The organism is Duganella sp. P38 (assembly GCF_050859475.1).
In the GTDB taxonomy this organism is placed as follows: domain Bacteria; phylum Pseudomonadota; class Gammaproteobacteria; order Burkholderiales; family Burkholderiaceae_D; genus Rugamonas.
Genome location: NZ_CP193936.1, coordinates 580528 through 593260, shown reverse-complemented (window position 1 = coordinate 593260; position 12733 = coordinate 580528). Strand labels below are relative to the sequence as shown.

General features: G+C 61.3%; 13 protein-coding genes, 1 tRNA gene and 2 pseudogenes. 11 read left to right on the top strand and 5 right to left on the bottom strand.

What is annotated here, in order from left to right; genetic code table 11:
* Positions 1–5: 5 nt before the first annotated feature.
* Together ACRQ5J_RS02725 and mscL are read right to left on the bottom strand one after the other, a co-directional pair.
* Positions 6–1166 (bottom strand): Do family serine endopeptidase, encoded by a 1161-nt coding sequence (locus ACRQ5J_RS02725; protein WP_432381040.1) that lies wholly within the window; start codon positions 1164–1166, stop codon positions 6–8.
* A 39-nt stretch (positions 1167–1205) separates the two neighbouring features.
* On the bottom strand, positions 1206–1643 hold the full coding sequence (gene mscL / locus ACRQ5J_RS02720; protein ID WP_432381039.1) for a large conductance mechanosensitive channel protein MscL: 438 nt from the start codon (positions 1641–1643) through the stop codon (positions 1206–1208).
* A gap of 349 nt (positions 1644–1992) precedes the next feature.
* On the opposite strand from mscL, the gene petA reads away from it, so the two are divergent.
* From petA to ACRQ5J_RS02680, 8 genes and pseudogenes are all read left to right on the top strand, one after another.
* Positions 1993–2601 (top strand): ubiquinol-cytochrome c reductase iron-sulfur subunit, encoded by a 609-nt coding sequence (petA, locus tag ACRQ5J_RS02715; protein ID WP_432381038.1) that lies wholly within the window; start codon positions 1993–1995, stop codon positions 2599–2601.
* A gap of 1 nt (position 2602) precedes the next feature.
* Positions 2603–4014 (top strand): annotated as a pseudogene (locus ACRQ5J_RS02710) (cytochrome b).
* A gap of 26 nt (positions 4015–4040) precedes the next feature.
* Positions 4041–4806, top strand: a pseudogene (locus tag ACRQ5J_RS02705) (cytochrome c1).
* 112 nt (positions 4807–4918) lie between these two features.
* Positions 4919–5530, top strand: a complete 612-nt coding sequence (locus ACRQ5J_RS02700) for a glutathione S-transferase N-terminal domain-containing protein (RefSeq protein WP_072788101.1) — start codon at positions 4919–4921, stop codon at positions 5528–5530.
* An 89-nt stretch (positions 5531–5619) separates the two neighbouring features.
* Positions 5620–6102 (top strand): ClpXP protease specificity-enhancing factor, encoded by a 483-nt coding sequence (locus ACRQ5J_RS02695; protein WP_432381037.1) that lies wholly within the window; start codon positions 5620–5622, stop codon positions 6100–6102.
* A gap of 26 nt (positions 6103–6128) precedes the next feature.
* Positions 6129–6204 (top strand) — tRNA-Thr (locus ACRQ5J_RS02690).
* A gap of 319 nt (positions 6205–6523) precedes the next feature.
* Positions 6524–6727 (top strand): hypothetical protein, encoded by a 204-nt coding sequence (locus ACRQ5J_RS02685; RefSeq protein WP_432381036.1) that lies wholly within the window; start codon positions 6524–6526, stop codon positions 6725–6727.
* Positions 6728–6837: 110 nt separating this feature from the next.
* A complete protein-coding gene (locus tag ACRQ5J_RS02680; protein WP_432381035.1) occupies positions 6838–7719 on the top strand; it encodes a dienelactone hydrolase family protein in 882 nt (293 codons plus the stop codon).
* A 32-nt stretch (positions 7720–7751) separates the two neighbouring features.
* Here the strand turns inward: ACRQ5J_RS02680 and ACRQ5J_RS02675 are convergent, their stop codons facing one another.
* The gene (locus ACRQ5J_RS02675) at positions 7752–8747 is read right to left on the bottom strand and encodes an alpha/beta fold hydrolase (RefSeq protein WP_432381034.1); all 996 of its coding nucleotides are present in this window, start codon (positions 8745–8747) and stop codon (positions 7752–7754) included.
* Between the two features lie 129 nt (positions 8748–8876).
* On the bottom strand, positions 8877–9857 hold the full coding sequence (locus ACRQ5J_RS02670) for an alpha/beta fold hydrolase (RefSeq protein ID WP_432381033.1): 981 nt from the start codon (positions 9855–9857) through the stop codon (positions 8877–8879).
* Positions 9858–10008: 151 nt separating this feature from the next.
* Between ACRQ5J_RS02670 and ACRQ5J_RS02665 the strand changes: the two genes are divergently transcribed.
* The 3 genes from ACRQ5J_RS02665 (at position 10009) to ACRQ5J_RS02655 (ending at position 12001) form a co-directional block, all read left to right on the top strand.
* The gene (locus ACRQ5J_RS02665) at positions 10009–10911 is read left to right on the top strand and encodes a LysR family transcriptional regulator (RefSeq protein ID WP_432381032.1); all 903 of its coding nucleotides are present in this window, start codon (positions 10009–10011) and stop codon (positions 10909–10911) included.
* A 113-nt stretch (positions 10912–11024) separates the two neighbouring features.
* Positions 11025–11207, top strand: a complete 183-nt coding sequence (locus ACRQ5J_RS02660; protein WP_432381031.1) for a hypothetical protein — start codon at positions 11025–11027, stop codon at positions 11205–11207.
* 26 nt (positions 11208–11233) lie between these two features.
* Complete coding sequence (locus tag ACRQ5J_RS02655; RefSeq protein WP_432381030.1) at positions 11234–12001, top strand: GIN domain-containing protein; 768 nt, start codon at positions 11234–11236, stop codon at positions 11999–12001.
* 89 nt (positions 12002–12090) lie between these two features.
* Here ACRQ5J_RS02655 and ACRQ5J_RS02650 read toward each other — a convergent pair whose 3' ends face one another.
* Positions 12091–12732, bottom strand: coding sequence for a LytR C-terminal domain-containing protein (locus tag ACRQ5J_RS02650; protein WP_432381029.1), 642 nt, complete (start codon positions 12730–12732; stop codon positions 12091–12093).
* Position 12733 lies beyond the last annotated feature (1 nt).

The window sequence follows — 12733 nt, the reverse complement described above, 5'->3', positions numbered from 1 at the left end:
GTTCCTTATTTCGGGTTGGCCGGCCGCTTGCCGACCGTGACGTCCAGCGTGGTTTCCTTGTTTTTACGCAGGACCGTCATTTTAGCTTTTTCACCCGGCGTCAGCTGGGCGATCAGGTTCAGCATATTGTTGGTGTCGGTCACCGGCTTGCCGTCCACCGTCAGCAGGATGTCGCCGGGCTTGATGCCGCCCTTGTCGGCCGGGCCATGGCGCACCACGCCGGCGATGATGGCGCCACTCTGGCGCTGCAGGCCGAAGCTGTCCGCCAGCTCGGGCGTGATCTCCTGGCTTTCCACGCCGATCCAGCCGCGCACCACGTGGCCGGTCTTGATGATGGCTTCCATCACGTTCTTGGCGGTCGACACCGGAATCGCGAAGCCGATGCCGACCGAACCGCCGCTCTGCGAGTAAATCGCCGAGTTGATGCCCAGCAGGTTGCCGCTGGTGTCGACCAGCGCCCCGCCCGAGTTGCCGAAGTTGATGGCGGCGTCGGTCTGGATGAAGTTCTCGAAATGGTTGATGTGCAGGTTGTTGCGCCCCAGCGCAGAGATGATGCCCATGGTGACCGTCTGGCCGACGCCGAACGGGTTGCCGATGGCCAGCACCACGTCGCCGACCTGGGCTTGCTCGGCCTGGCCGAGCACGATCACCGGCAGCTTGTCGAGCGTGATCTTGATCACCGCCAGGTCGGTTTCCGGATCGGTGCCGACCAGCCTGGCGGCGGCCTTGCGGCCGTCGGCCAGCACCACCTCGATTTCGTCGGCCGCCTCGACCACGTGGTTATTGGTCAGGATATAGCCCTGGCCGGACACGATGACACCCGAGCCGAGGCTGGAATCCTCGTCGTCGCTGTCCTCGCGCTCGCCGAAGAATTTTTTAAAGAAGGGATCGCGCAGCAGCGGATGCTTGCCGCGCTTGGGCTTTTTGCTGGTGATGATGTTGACCACCGCCGGCATGGCGCGCGCGGCCGCCGCGCGGTAGGAGCCGCCGGCCGTCAGCGGTGGCTTGGACGGCCCGGCCTCCAGCATCGCCGCCGGATGGTCGGTACTGCCCATTTGCTGCACGCGCACCGGCGCCGGGCGCTCCATGCCCGTTGCCTTGTAGACGAAATACAGTGCCAATACGACAGTCACCGTTTGCGCAAACAATAACCAGAGTCGTCGCATCGCAGTCCAGCCTGCCGCCTCGGAGGGCGGCTCTATCAGTTATTTTTTCAGGGAATCGCGGATTTCCCGCAGCAGCACGATATCTTCCGGCGGCGGCGGCGGCGGCGCGGCCGCGGCGGCCGCCTCGTCCTGCTTGTGGCCCAAGGTGCGCGCCTTGTTCATCAGCCGCACCATCTGGAAGATCACAAACGCCAGGATGATAAAGTTCAGCAGGATAGTAGCAAAATTCCCGTAGGCGAACACGGCGCCGAGCTTTTTCGCCTCCGCCAGGCTCAGGTTGGCCGCCTGGCCGTTGAGCGGCAGGTAGTAGTTGGCGAAGTCCAGCCCGCCGAACAGCTTGCCGATCGGCGGCATGATGATGTCGGCCACCAGCGAGTCGACGATCTTGCCGAAGGCGCCGCCGATGATCACGCCGACCGCCAGGTCGACCACATTGCCCTTCATCGCGAATTCTTTAAATTCCTTCATCATTGCCATATTCTTATCCTCGCCGGTGTGGTCAATTGTGAACAAAACTGCGCTTGGATCATACTATTTTTTCAATTGGAATCCAAACACCCTTGCTGTTTTACGCATTTACAAGCCGAATTACGCTATAAATTGACCTACATCAATTTCGGCTCACTACCCTAGCCCCTATCATCGCAGCGGGAACGGTGTAGAACCTGGACAAACTTGGGAATCGGGCAACGTTGGTGTAAAGAGTTGCATCGCGCATACCTTCTAAGGTAAGGTTGCTCGATTTCGTGCTTTATCAAGTTTTCAGCATTCAGGTTGGTACACAGTTCGCAAGATTTTGTTCGCACTTTGACTGATTGGGGTTTGTATGAGTAACGAAAAGCAGGTCGATTCGGGCCGTCGCGGCATATTGGTCGCGACCGGCGCGGCAGGCGGCGTGGTAGGCTTGGCCACCGCCGGCGCATTGGTAAGTACCTTCCAGCCGTCGGAGCGCGCCAAGGCGGCCGGCGCACCGGTCGAAGTGGACATCTCCACGCTCAACGCCGGCGAAATGACCACCGTCGAGTGGCGCGGCAAGCCGGTCTGGATCATCAAGCGCACGCCGGAAATGATCGCGTCGCTGAAAAAGACCGACGGCAAGGTGGCCGACGCCGAATCGAAACGCAACCCCGAAGAATTCACCCCCGAATACGCCCGCAACGAATGGCGCTCGCGCAAGCCGGAAATCCTGGTCGCGGTCGGCATCTGTACGCACCTCGGCTGTTCGCCCTCGTCGAAGTTCGCCCCCGGTCCGCAGCCGTCGCTGCCGGACGACTGGGAAGGCGGCTTCCTCTGCCCTTGCCATGGCTCGACTTTCGACATGGCTGGCCGTGTATTTAAGAACAAGCCGGCGCCGGACAACCTGCAGGTGCCGCGCTATATGTTTTTGAGCGACACCAAGCTGGTCATCGGTAAAGACGAGAAAGGCGAGGCATAACATGGCGGCATTCAAGGAGACCAAATTCCCGGCCGACGCGCCGGCCGCACAAAAAGCCCTGGGCTGGGTCGACGACCGCTTCCCCTGAGCAAGCTGTGGAACGACCAGTGGGGCAAGTACTACGCGCCGAAAAACTTCAACTTCTGGTACATCTTCGGCTCGCTGGCGATGCTGGTGCTGGTGCTGCAGATCGTCACCGGCATCTTCCTGACCATGCACTACAAGCCGGACGCCAACCTGGCGTTCGCCTCGGTCGAATACATCATGCGCGAAGTGCCGTGGGGCTGGCTGGTGCGCTATATGCACTCGACCGGCGCCTCGGCCTTCTTCATCATCGTCTACCTGCACATGACCCGCGGCCTGCTGTACGGCTCCTACCGCAAGCCGCGCGAGCTGATCTGGCTGTTCGGCTTCGCCATCTTCCTGTGCCTGATGGCCGAGGCCTTCTTCGGCTACCTGCTGCCATGGGGCCAGATGTCGTACTGGGGCGCGCAGGTCATCGTCAACCTGTTTGGCGCGATTCCGCTGATCGGCCCCGACCTGTCGTTGTGGATACGCGGCGACTACGTGGTGTCGGACGCCACGCTGAACCGCTTCTTCGCGTTCCACGTGATCGCCATCCCGCTGGTGCTGCTGGGTCTGGTGGCGGCGCACCTGATCGCGCTGCACGAAGTCGGTTCGAGCAATCCGGACGGCATCGAGGTCAAGGAAAACCTCGGCCCGGACGGCCACCCGCTCGACTCGATCCCGTCGCACCCGTACTACACGGTGCACGACCTGTTCGGCGTCTCGATCTTCCTGCTGATCTTCAGCACGGTGGTGTTCTTCGCGCCGGAAATGGGCGGCTACTTCCTGGAGTACAACAACTTCCTGCCGGGCGACTCGCTGAAGACCCCGCTGCACATCGCGCCCACCTGGTACTTCACCGCGTTCTACTCGGTGCTGCGCGCCACCACCGCCGACTTCATGTGGGTGCTGATGTTCTTCGTTGCCGCCTACGTGGTGTTCGTCTGGCTCAAGTCGCGCCTGGCGCGCCCGGTCAAGATCGCCATCGCGGCGATCGCGCTGGTGGCCATCATCGGCATGCTGCCGCAGATCCTCGACGCCAAGTTCTGGGGCGTGGTGTTCTTCGGCGGCTCGGTGGTGATCCTGGCCTTCCTGCCGTGGCTGGACAAATCGCCGGTCAAGTCGATCCGCTACCGGCCGACCTGGCACAAATACGTGTACGCCGTGTTCTTCCTGTCGTTCCTGACGCTGGGCTACCTCGGCACGCTGGCGCCGACCGACGGCCGCACCATCGTCTCGCAAGTGTGCACCCTGCTGTACTTTAGTTTCTTCCTGTTCATGCCGTGGTGGAGCGCCGCCGGCACGTTCAAGAAGGTTCCGGACCGCGTGGTCTACAAAGGCCACTGATCGCTAAAGTACATAAAGGACAACACATGAAATTCCCGAAACACGTGCTTGCCATTTTGGCACTCTTGCCCGGTCTGGCCTTCGCAAGCGAGGGCGGCATCGCCCTCGACAAGGCGCCGGACCGCTCCAACAACATGGCGGCGCTGCAGCACGGCGCCAAACTGTTCGTAAATTACTGTTTAAACTGTCATAATGCGTCTTCCATGCGCTACAACCGCCTGAAAGACCTGGGCTTGAGCGAGGAGCAGATCAAGGCCAATCTGTTGTTTACCGGGGAAAAGGTCGGCGAAATGATGACCACCACCATGAAGCCGAGCGATGCGAAAGCATGGTTTGGCGTGGTGCCGCCCGACCTGTCGGTGATCCAGCGCGCGAAAGCGTCTGGCGCCGGCACCGGCAGCGACTACCTGTACACCTATCTGCGCACCTTCTACAAGGACGACACCCGCCCGACCGGCTGGAACAATATGGTCGTTAACAATGTGGCAATGCCGCATGTGCTGTGGGAGTTGCAGGGCGTACAGAAAGCTGTCATGAAAGAAGTACCCGATCCGCATGAACATGGCAAAATGATTCACCAGTTCACTGGATTTGAACAGGTCACTAAGGGTAAAACTCGATAAATTGGAGTTTGATACTGCCGTGGCCGACCTGGTCGGCTACATGGAGTGGATGGCGGAACCTGCTGCGCAGACCCGCAAAAAACTGGGCGCCATAGTCGTGTTGTTCATGGCTGTGTTCGCCTTCCTGGCATGGCGCTTGAACGCGTCGTTCTGGAAAGATGTGAAATAGACGAGAGCGCCGGCTAGTACGGCGCTTGTTTTGCGAAGCCCGCATTGACGGGCCGATATGGGGTGATCCGTTCGCGGCCCACCCCCTTTTGTTCTTCTAAGGAACGATAAACATGATGGTTCTCTACTCGGGCACGACCTGCCCATTCTCGCAACGCTGCCGCCTGGTCCTGTTTGAAAAAGGCATGGACTTCGAAGTGCGCGATGTCGACCTGTTCAACAAGCCAGAAGATATCTCGACCATGAATCCCTATGGTCAGGTGCCGATTCTGGTCGAGCGCGAATTGATCCTGTACGAATCGAACATCATCAACGAGTACATCGACGAGCGCTTCCCGCACCCGCAACTGATGCCGGCCGACCCGCTGATGCGCGCGCGGGCCCGCCTGATGCTGTTCAACTTCGAAAAAGAACTGTTCGTCCACGTGCACACGCTGGAAAGCGAGCGCGCCAAGGGCAACGACAAGAGCCACGACAAGGCGCGCGCGGAAATCCGCGACCGCCTGACCACGCTGGCGCCGCTGTTCCTGAAAAACAAATACATGCTCGGTGACGAGTTCTCGATGCTGGACGTGGCGGTGGCGCCGCTGCTGTGGCGTCTGGACCACTACGGCATCGAACTGTCGAAGACCGCCGCGCCGCTGATGAAGTACGCCGAGCGCATCTTCTCGCGTCCGGCCTACATCGAAGCGCTGACGCCGTCGGAAAAGGTCATGCGCCGTTAATCGGACGCTGGCTGTTTAGTCGAAGTACTGCGGCGCGTTGGCCGGCCCCGGCCGGCGGCGCGCCGTGTTTCACCGCAGTCTGGAATCCCATGCCTGAAATCTCAACCAAGCCCTACCTGCTGCGCGCCATCTACGAATGGTGCACCGACAGCGGCTACACGCCTTACCTGGCCGTCAAGGTCGACGCCGGCACCACGGTGCCGATGGAATACGTCAAGAACGGCGAAATCGTGCTCAACATCAGCTTCGGCGCCACCTCGGGCCTGAAGATGGACAACGACAGCATCCGCTTCCACGCGCGCTTCGGCGGCGTCTCGCGCGAAATCTACATCCCGGTCGGCAACGTGATGGCCATCTACGCCAACGAAAACGGCCAGGGCATGGCGTTCGAGCCGGAGCTGGGCCAGTCCCCGGCGGCGGCCCCTGCCGTCGACGACGCCCCGGCCGCACCGGTCCTGGCAGCCGTGCCGCCATCGTCCTCGGAGGCCAAACCGGCCGCGCCGGAGATGCCGGGCGACGATACCGACCCACCCAAAAAGGGCGGCCGCCCCACCCTTACGCGTATCAAATAGCGTATAATTCGCCCCGTAAAAGTCACGCCGGCTTAGCTCATTTGGTAGAGCAGTTGATTTGTAATCATCAGGTGGCCAGTTCGAAACCGGCAGCCGGCACCAGTAATACCAGCATTTAGCCCAGCCCTCACCGGCTGGGCTTTTTGTTATCTGAACCGATGAGTCGCGCTTGATAGGTGCTCTGGATGCCGGATGCTCAAACGCTCCACGCCATTGGCGCAAGTAAGCAAGGTGCGGTGTATAGCAGCTGCTTTTGCTATCCAGATCATTCTTATGATTGAAATGATAAATTGTGCAGCTCCCAAAACTTGCTATAGTCACTTCTCCTGACGTAGTCACTGGCGCCTAGCCATCGCGCCCTGCTGTGACTTCTGATTCTCACCCAGTCCCGTGAGCGTTTTTCGATCCCGAGGTGAGAATCATGCAACCAAGACTTAACCATCAATTTGCCCAAGTGGTAGAGCAAGCCATCGTTATCGAGGCACTCAGCGGCGCCGCGACCGCCTGGGCCTACCTGGCCGCTTACGGTGTGCCGCGCGACACGATCCTGCGTGTATTGTCCACCGCATCCGTCCGCCGCAAGACGGATAACCCGTCCTCCAACGCCATCGAGAACTGCCGCTGACCTGGACGTCGACAGAACCTGCTCCCGGCGCATATGCGCCACATGATCCCGCGAATATCGCGGATGATGGGCTACACTTGCCTGATCTTTACTTTTAAAGGAGAGGCAAGATGACCCGCAAGAGCGCCGCCGATTTCGATCCGGAAGTTCTGAAACTGTTCGACCAGTATGTCCACGGCGGCATCAGCCGGCGCGATTTCCTGGCGTCGGCCACGCGTTACGCGGTGGGCGGCGTGACGGCCGCCGGTCTGCTGACTGCGCTGAGCCCGAGCTTTGCCGCGCCGCTGGTGACACCGGATGATAAACGGCTCAACGCCCGCTATGTCGAGCTGCCGTCGCCGCAAGGCAATGGCACAGTGCGCGGGTATCTTGTCTCGCCGGCGAGCGCCAAGGGCAAGCTGCCAGTGGTGCTGGTCGTGCACGAAAACCGCGGCCTGAATCCGCATATCGAGGATATCGCGCGTCGTGTTGCGCTGGATGGCTTTGTCGCCTTTGCGCCGGATGCGCTGCATACGCTGGGCGGCTATCCGGGCGATGAAGACAAGGCACGCGCACTGTTCGGCAAACTGGACCAGACCAGGACGCGCGCCGATTTCGTCGCCGCCGCTCAGTGGCTGAAGCAGCAGCCGGAGGGCAACGGCAAGCTGGGCGTGGTGGGCTTTTGCTATGGCGGCGCGATCGCCAATTATCTTGCGACGCAGATGCCGGATCTGCTGGCGGCCGTACCGTTCTACGGCTCGCAACCGAAAGCGGAAGATGTGCCACGCATCAAGGCACAGTTGCTGATTCATGATGCCAGCAAGGATGAGCGTATTCTCGCTGGCTGGCCAGCTTATGAGACGGCGTTGAAGGCCGCCGGTGTGAAGTACGAGCATTACGTCTACCAGGGCGAGCACGGTTTCAACAACGACACCACGCCACGTTACGACGAGGCTGCCGCCAACCTAGCCTGGCAGCGGACCATCGACTTCTTCCGCGCCCGTCTGGCATAGAAAAGCCCCGCTTGCGAGCGGGGCTTTGTTCTTTACGATTTGGCGAAGGCCAGGAAGTCGTTGTTGAACTTGTCTTTGTGCGTATCGGTCAGGCCGTGCGGCGCGCCTGGGTACACGATCAGTTTCGAACCTTTGACGATCTTGGCCGAAGCGATGCCGGCGGCCTTGATCGGCACGATCTGGTCGTCGTCACCGTGGATGATCAGCGTTGGCTTGTCGAACTTTTTCAGGTCGTCGCGGAAGTCGGTTTCCGAGAAGGCTTTGATCGAGTCGTAGGTGTTTTTGAAGCCACCCTGCATGCCTTGCGAATACCACGCCTGGATAATACCTTGCGATGGTTTGGCGCCCGGACGGTTGTAGTTGTAGAACGGGCCCGAGGCGATGTCCAGATACAGCTGGCCGCGATCCTTGACCTGGCCGGCGCGGATGCCGTCGAACACTTCCAGCGGCAGGCCGTCCGGATTGTCAGCCGTTTTCAGCATCAGCGGTGGCACGGCCGAGATCAGGCCCAGCTTGGCGATGCGCTTGGTGCCGTAGCGGCCGACGTAGCGCGCCACTTCGCCGCCGCCGGTCGAGAAACCGGCCAGGATGATGTTTTTCAGGTCCAGTGCTTCGATCAGTTGCGCCAGGTCGTCGGCGTAGTGGTCCATGTCGTTGCCGTCCCAAGGCTGGCTCGAACGGCCGTGGCCGCGACGGTCATGGGTGATCACGCGGAAGCCGTTATTGGCCAGGAAGAACGCCGCCGATTCCCAGCTGTCCGAGCTCAGCGGCCAGCCGTGGCTCAGGATCACCGGTTGGCCGTTGCGCGGGCCCCAGTCCTTGTAGTAGATCTCAACGCCATCGCGGGTAGTAATGGTGCTGGCGGTTTTGCTCACAGGACCTTTGCCTGCTGCAACTGGTGCTGCTTCAGCGCTGCCGCTTGCCAGCGCGGCCAGAGGCACGGCGACGGCCGCCGCTGCGGCGCCAGCGCCACTAAACATGGCGGAACGACGGGACAGGCTGACTTGTTCTTGGGTATTTTTGCTCATGATGGGCTCCGAATTAGTTAGTTAACGATTTAGTTGCGAACGACATGTGCACAATATATATCGCACGCAATTCAATAGCAAGCTATTTTTAAAAGATTTTTTTGGGCCACCCGAAGGCGGCCCATCCAGTTACGATTTGGCGAAGGCCAGGAAGTCGTTGTTGAACTTGTCTTTGTGCGTATCGGTCAGGCCGTGCGGCGCGCCTGGATACACGATCAGTTTCGAACCTTTGACGATCTTGGCCGAAGCGATGCCGGCGGCTTTGATCGGCACGATCTGGTCGTCATCGCCGTGGATGATCAGCGTTGGCTTGTCGAACTTTTTCAGGTCTTCACGGAAGTCGGTTTCCGAGAAGGCCTTGATCGAATCGTAGGTGTTTTTGAAGCCACCTTGCATGCCTTGCGAGTACCACGCCTGGATAATGCCTTGCGATGGTTTGGCGCCCGGACGGTTGTAGTTGTAAAACGGACCCGAGGCGATGTCCAGATAGAGCTGCGCACGGTCTTTAACCGAGGCGGCGCGGATGCCGTCGAACACTTCCAGCGGCAGGCCGTCCGGATTCTCAGCCGTTTTCAGCATCAGCGGCGGCACCGCCGAGATCAGGCCCAGCTTGGCGATGCGCTTGGTGCCGTAGCGGCCGACGTAGCGCGCCACTTCGCCGCCGCCGGTCGAGAAACCGGCCAGGATGATGTTTTTCAGGTCCAGTGCTTCGATCAGTTGCGCCAGGTCGTCGGCGTAGTGGTCCATGTCGTTGCCGTCCCAAGGCTGGCTCGAACGGCCGTGGCCGCGTCGGTCATGGGTAATCACGCGGAAGCCGTTATTGGCCAGGAAGAACGCCGCCGATTCCCAGCTGTCCGAGCTCAGCGGCCAGCCGTGGCTCAGGATCACCGGTTGGCCGTTGCGCGGGCCCCAGTCCTTGTAGTAGATCTCAACGCCGTCGCGGGTGGTGATGGTGCTGGCGGTTTTGGTGACCGGGCCGGTGGCGGCGGTAGCGGCCTGCGCTTCGGACGCGGTGCCCAGCGCGGCCAGCGGCAGGGCCACAGCGGCGGCTGCAGCGCCCACAGAGCTGAAGAATGCGTTGCGACGGGACAGGTTGACGGTTGCGTTCATGATCTTCTTCCTTTTAGTCTATGTATGGATATGCAGTAGTTGTGCTACAGTCATTTCGTTCTGCAGCTGCGATGGAGTGAATCTTAGACGTCGCCCAACGTTTGCGGAACAGACAACGCTGCAAGCCCACTTTGCAAAAATGCAGACCCCCATGCCAACTAGCACTGACTTCGACTGGAACGACATCCCGCTGATTCTTGCGCTTGCCCGTAGCGGCAGCATGAGCGCCGCTGGCCGCCAGTTGGGCGTGGACGCGTCGACCATCAGCCGCCGCATCGCCGCCGCCGAGAAGGCACTGAAGCTGCGCCTGTTTATCCGCGATAACACCGGCTACCAGCTGACCGACGCCGGCCAGGTGTTCGTCCAGCATGGCGAGGCGGTGTTCGGCAATGTGCAAAGCATGCTGCAAGCGTCGTCCCAGGAGGCCGATGCTACCGCCGGGCCGGTCAACATCACTTCCATCGACTTCCTGTTCGATTATTGGCTGCTGGAGCACGTGCCGGCGCTGCACGCCCAGCATCCCCACCTGCAACTGACCTTGCAGGCGGAAAACCAGAACCTGTCCTTTACCCGCCGCGAGGCCGACTTCGCCCTGCGCCTGGGCAAGCCGAGCGAGGACGCGGCGCTGGTCATGCGCAAGCTCGGCGACATGGGCTTCGCCGTCTACGGCCACGAGAAGTTCGCCGATACGCCGCGCGCCTGCTGGGGCACGCAGCCGTGGATCGCCTACGACGACGCACTGTCCGGCACCGGCGAAATGCAATGGCTGGCGGCGATGGAGCCGGCGCCGCGCCGCGTACTCAAGGTGAACAGCCTGAGCACGATGGTGCGCGCGGCCCGCGCCGGCGTCGGCATGGCGCTGCTGCCGTGCATCATGGGCCAGCAGGAGGGCTTGCATCGCATCGGCGCCAATGTCGAGGTGCAGCGCGATATCTGGCTGCTCAGTCACCGCGACGCCGGCGGCATCGCGCGCTTTAAAACCGTCTCCGCCTGGCTGTCGCAGGTGTACGCCGCCAACGAACACCTGCTGTGCGGCGCTGCTTTACACCCGTAAAACGCATTCTGCCCCCCGTTTTTTGCAGTTCGTCACATCCCGGTGGATGGACGGATAGCCCTTGTCTATAGTTCACTCAACGCAACGAACTAACCACCCACAAGGAGCTCAAAATGAACATCGCAAAAAACATGGAAGTCATCTTCGCCGCTGCTGTTGTTGTCGTCAGCGCCACCTCGTTCGCTACCGCCGCCGTCAACCCGCCGGTCATCTCGGTCAAGGCCGATTCGGTCAGCATCCCGACCGTCACCGTGACCGCCAAGCGCCTGACCGCCGCTGAAAAAGCTGCCCTGTAATTCACACGACGACGACGGAGCGCATGATGAAAAAATATCTGAAGGCCGCGATGCTGGCGGCGGCACTGGGCAGCGGCGCACATGCCGCACTGGCCGCCGAGGTAATCAGCGAAAGCCGCAGCGTCGATGCGCGCGCCGTGAAGATCGAACTCGATGGCGTCATCAGCCTCAAGGTAAAGCAAGGCGCGACTGCCTCGCTGACCATCTACGGCGAGCCGGAGGCGATCCGAAAAGTGGTGGTCGAGCAGAGCGGCGACACGCTGCACATCGGCACCGCCAAGATGAACAACATCCACTTCGGTAACAAGCGCGAACTGCGCGCCGAGTTGACGCTGCCAAACCTGCGCACGCTGACCTCCGGCGGAGTGGGCGCGACAGAAATCAGCGGCTTCAATGGCGACAACCTGCGCCTGGCGCTGGACGGTGCCGGCTCGGTGAAAGTGGATTCGCAATACCGCAACATCGATGCGCGCCTCGGCGGCGTCGGCGGCATGACCATCAACGGCGGCAAGAGCGACAACGTCGAGCTGCAACTGAATGGCGCCGGCCGCATCGAGATGATCGGCCAGACCAGGCAACTGAACGCCAGCCTTGGCGGCGTCGGCAGCCTGGATGCGGAACAACTGCATGCCGACGCGATCGACGTCCGCATGAGCGGCCTGGGTAGCGCGGCGCTGTACGCCAAGACCAGCGCCAGCCTGAAATTAACGGGCCTGGGTTCGGCCAAGGTGTATGGCAACCCGACCAATCGTAACGCCAGCGCGCGCGGCATGGGTAGCGTGAGCTGGCAGTAAGGAACGCTCCGGCCTGAGTGGCCGGGCTATCGGAAACACATGGGTGTGTTTTTACCGTCCCGAGGAGGCAACTCCTTCGGACGGTTTTTTTATTTGAGTGAGCGGGTGTCGTGACCGAGCACGATGCGCATGTCGGCATACGCCGTGCCGCCGCTGCGCTGCTGTAGCGGGATGCGCAGGCGCTGCGCCAAGGCGCGCGCCATCTGCCGCTGCCCGAGCGCATATTCAATCCGGCTTTGCGGCACCACGAAGGGCCGCACATTTGACAGCCGCACGGTTTGAAGCCCCTCCACATCCAGCGAACGCGCCAGCCGCGCGGCGGCGCCGGTGACGCCGTTGCCGTTGCTGATCTCCAGCCGCACCGTGGCTGGCAGCGCTGACGCTTGATCGGCGCCGATGCGCAGCACCTCAACCAGCGCCGGCCCGAGACGGCGCACCTGGGTGCGCGGCATATCGGCGACGGCTTCGTCGCGCGCCTGTACCAGCGTTGCGTAATCCTGCTGTACATCGTGCTTGCGCAGCGATGCCGCCTGCATATACATGCTGGCCGCGCGCTCGCGCTGGCCGGCGATCGCCAGCGCCGCCGCAAGGCGCTCCCAGTGTTCCGGATCGAGCGGCTCGCGCATGCAGGCCTGTTCCAGTGGCGTGATGTTGTCCTCCAACGGCGCTTCCATTTGTACGCCGCTGCATGCCGCCAGCAGCACGCAGCTTGTGATCAGCGATTTCTTCATC

Coding starts and splice junctions, on each gene's coding strand:
- ACRQ5J_RS02725 (WP_432381040.1), bottom strand. CDS start 1,166: ATGCGACGACTCTGGTTATTGTTTGCGCAAACGGTGACTGTCGTATTG.
- mscL (WP_432381039.1), bottom strand. CDS start 1,643: ATGGCAATGATGAAGGAATTTAAAGAATTCGCGATGAAGGGCAATGTG.
- petA (WP_432381038.1), top strand. CDS start 1,993: ATGAGTAACGAAAAGCAGGTCGATTCGGGCCGTCGCGGCATATTGGTC.
- ACRQ5J_RS02700 (WP_072788101.1), top strand. CDS start 4,919: ATGATGGTTCTCTACTCGGGCACGACCTGCCCATTCTCGCAACGCTGC.
- ACRQ5J_RS02695 (WP_432381037.1), top strand. CDS start 5,620: ATGCCTGAAATCTCAACCAAGCCCTACCTGCTGCGCGCCATCTACGAA.
- ACRQ5J_RS02685 (WP_432381036.1), top strand. CDS start 6,524: ATGCAACCAAGACTTAACCATCAATTTGCCCAAGTGGTAGAGCAAGCC.
- ACRQ5J_RS02680 (WP_432381035.1), top strand. CDS start 6,838: ATGACCCGCAAGAGCGCCGCCGATTTCGATCCGGAAGTTCTGAAACTG.
- ACRQ5J_RS02675 (WP_432381034.1), bottom strand. CDS start 8,747: ATGAGCAAAAATACCCAAGAACAAGTCAGCCTGTCCCGTCGTTCCGCC.
- ACRQ5J_RS02670 (WP_432381033.1), bottom strand. CDS start 9,857: ATGAACGCAACCGTCAACCTGTCCCGTCGCAACGCATTCTTCAGCTCT.
- ACRQ5J_RS02665 (WP_432381032.1), top strand. CDS start 10,009: ATGCCAACTAGCACTGACTTCGACTGGAACGACATCCCGCTGATTCTT.
- ACRQ5J_RS02660 (WP_432381031.1), top strand. CDS start 11,025: ATGAACATCGCAAAAAACATGGAAGTCATCTTCGCCGCTGCTGTTGTT.
- ACRQ5J_RS02655 (WP_432381030.1), top strand. CDS start 11,234: ATGAAAAAATATCTGAAGGCCGCGATGCTGGCGGCGGCACTGGGCAGC.
- ACRQ5J_RS02650 (WP_432381029.1), bottom strand. CDS start 12,732: ATGAAGAAATCGCTGATCACAAGCTGCGTGCTGCTGGCGGCATGCAGC.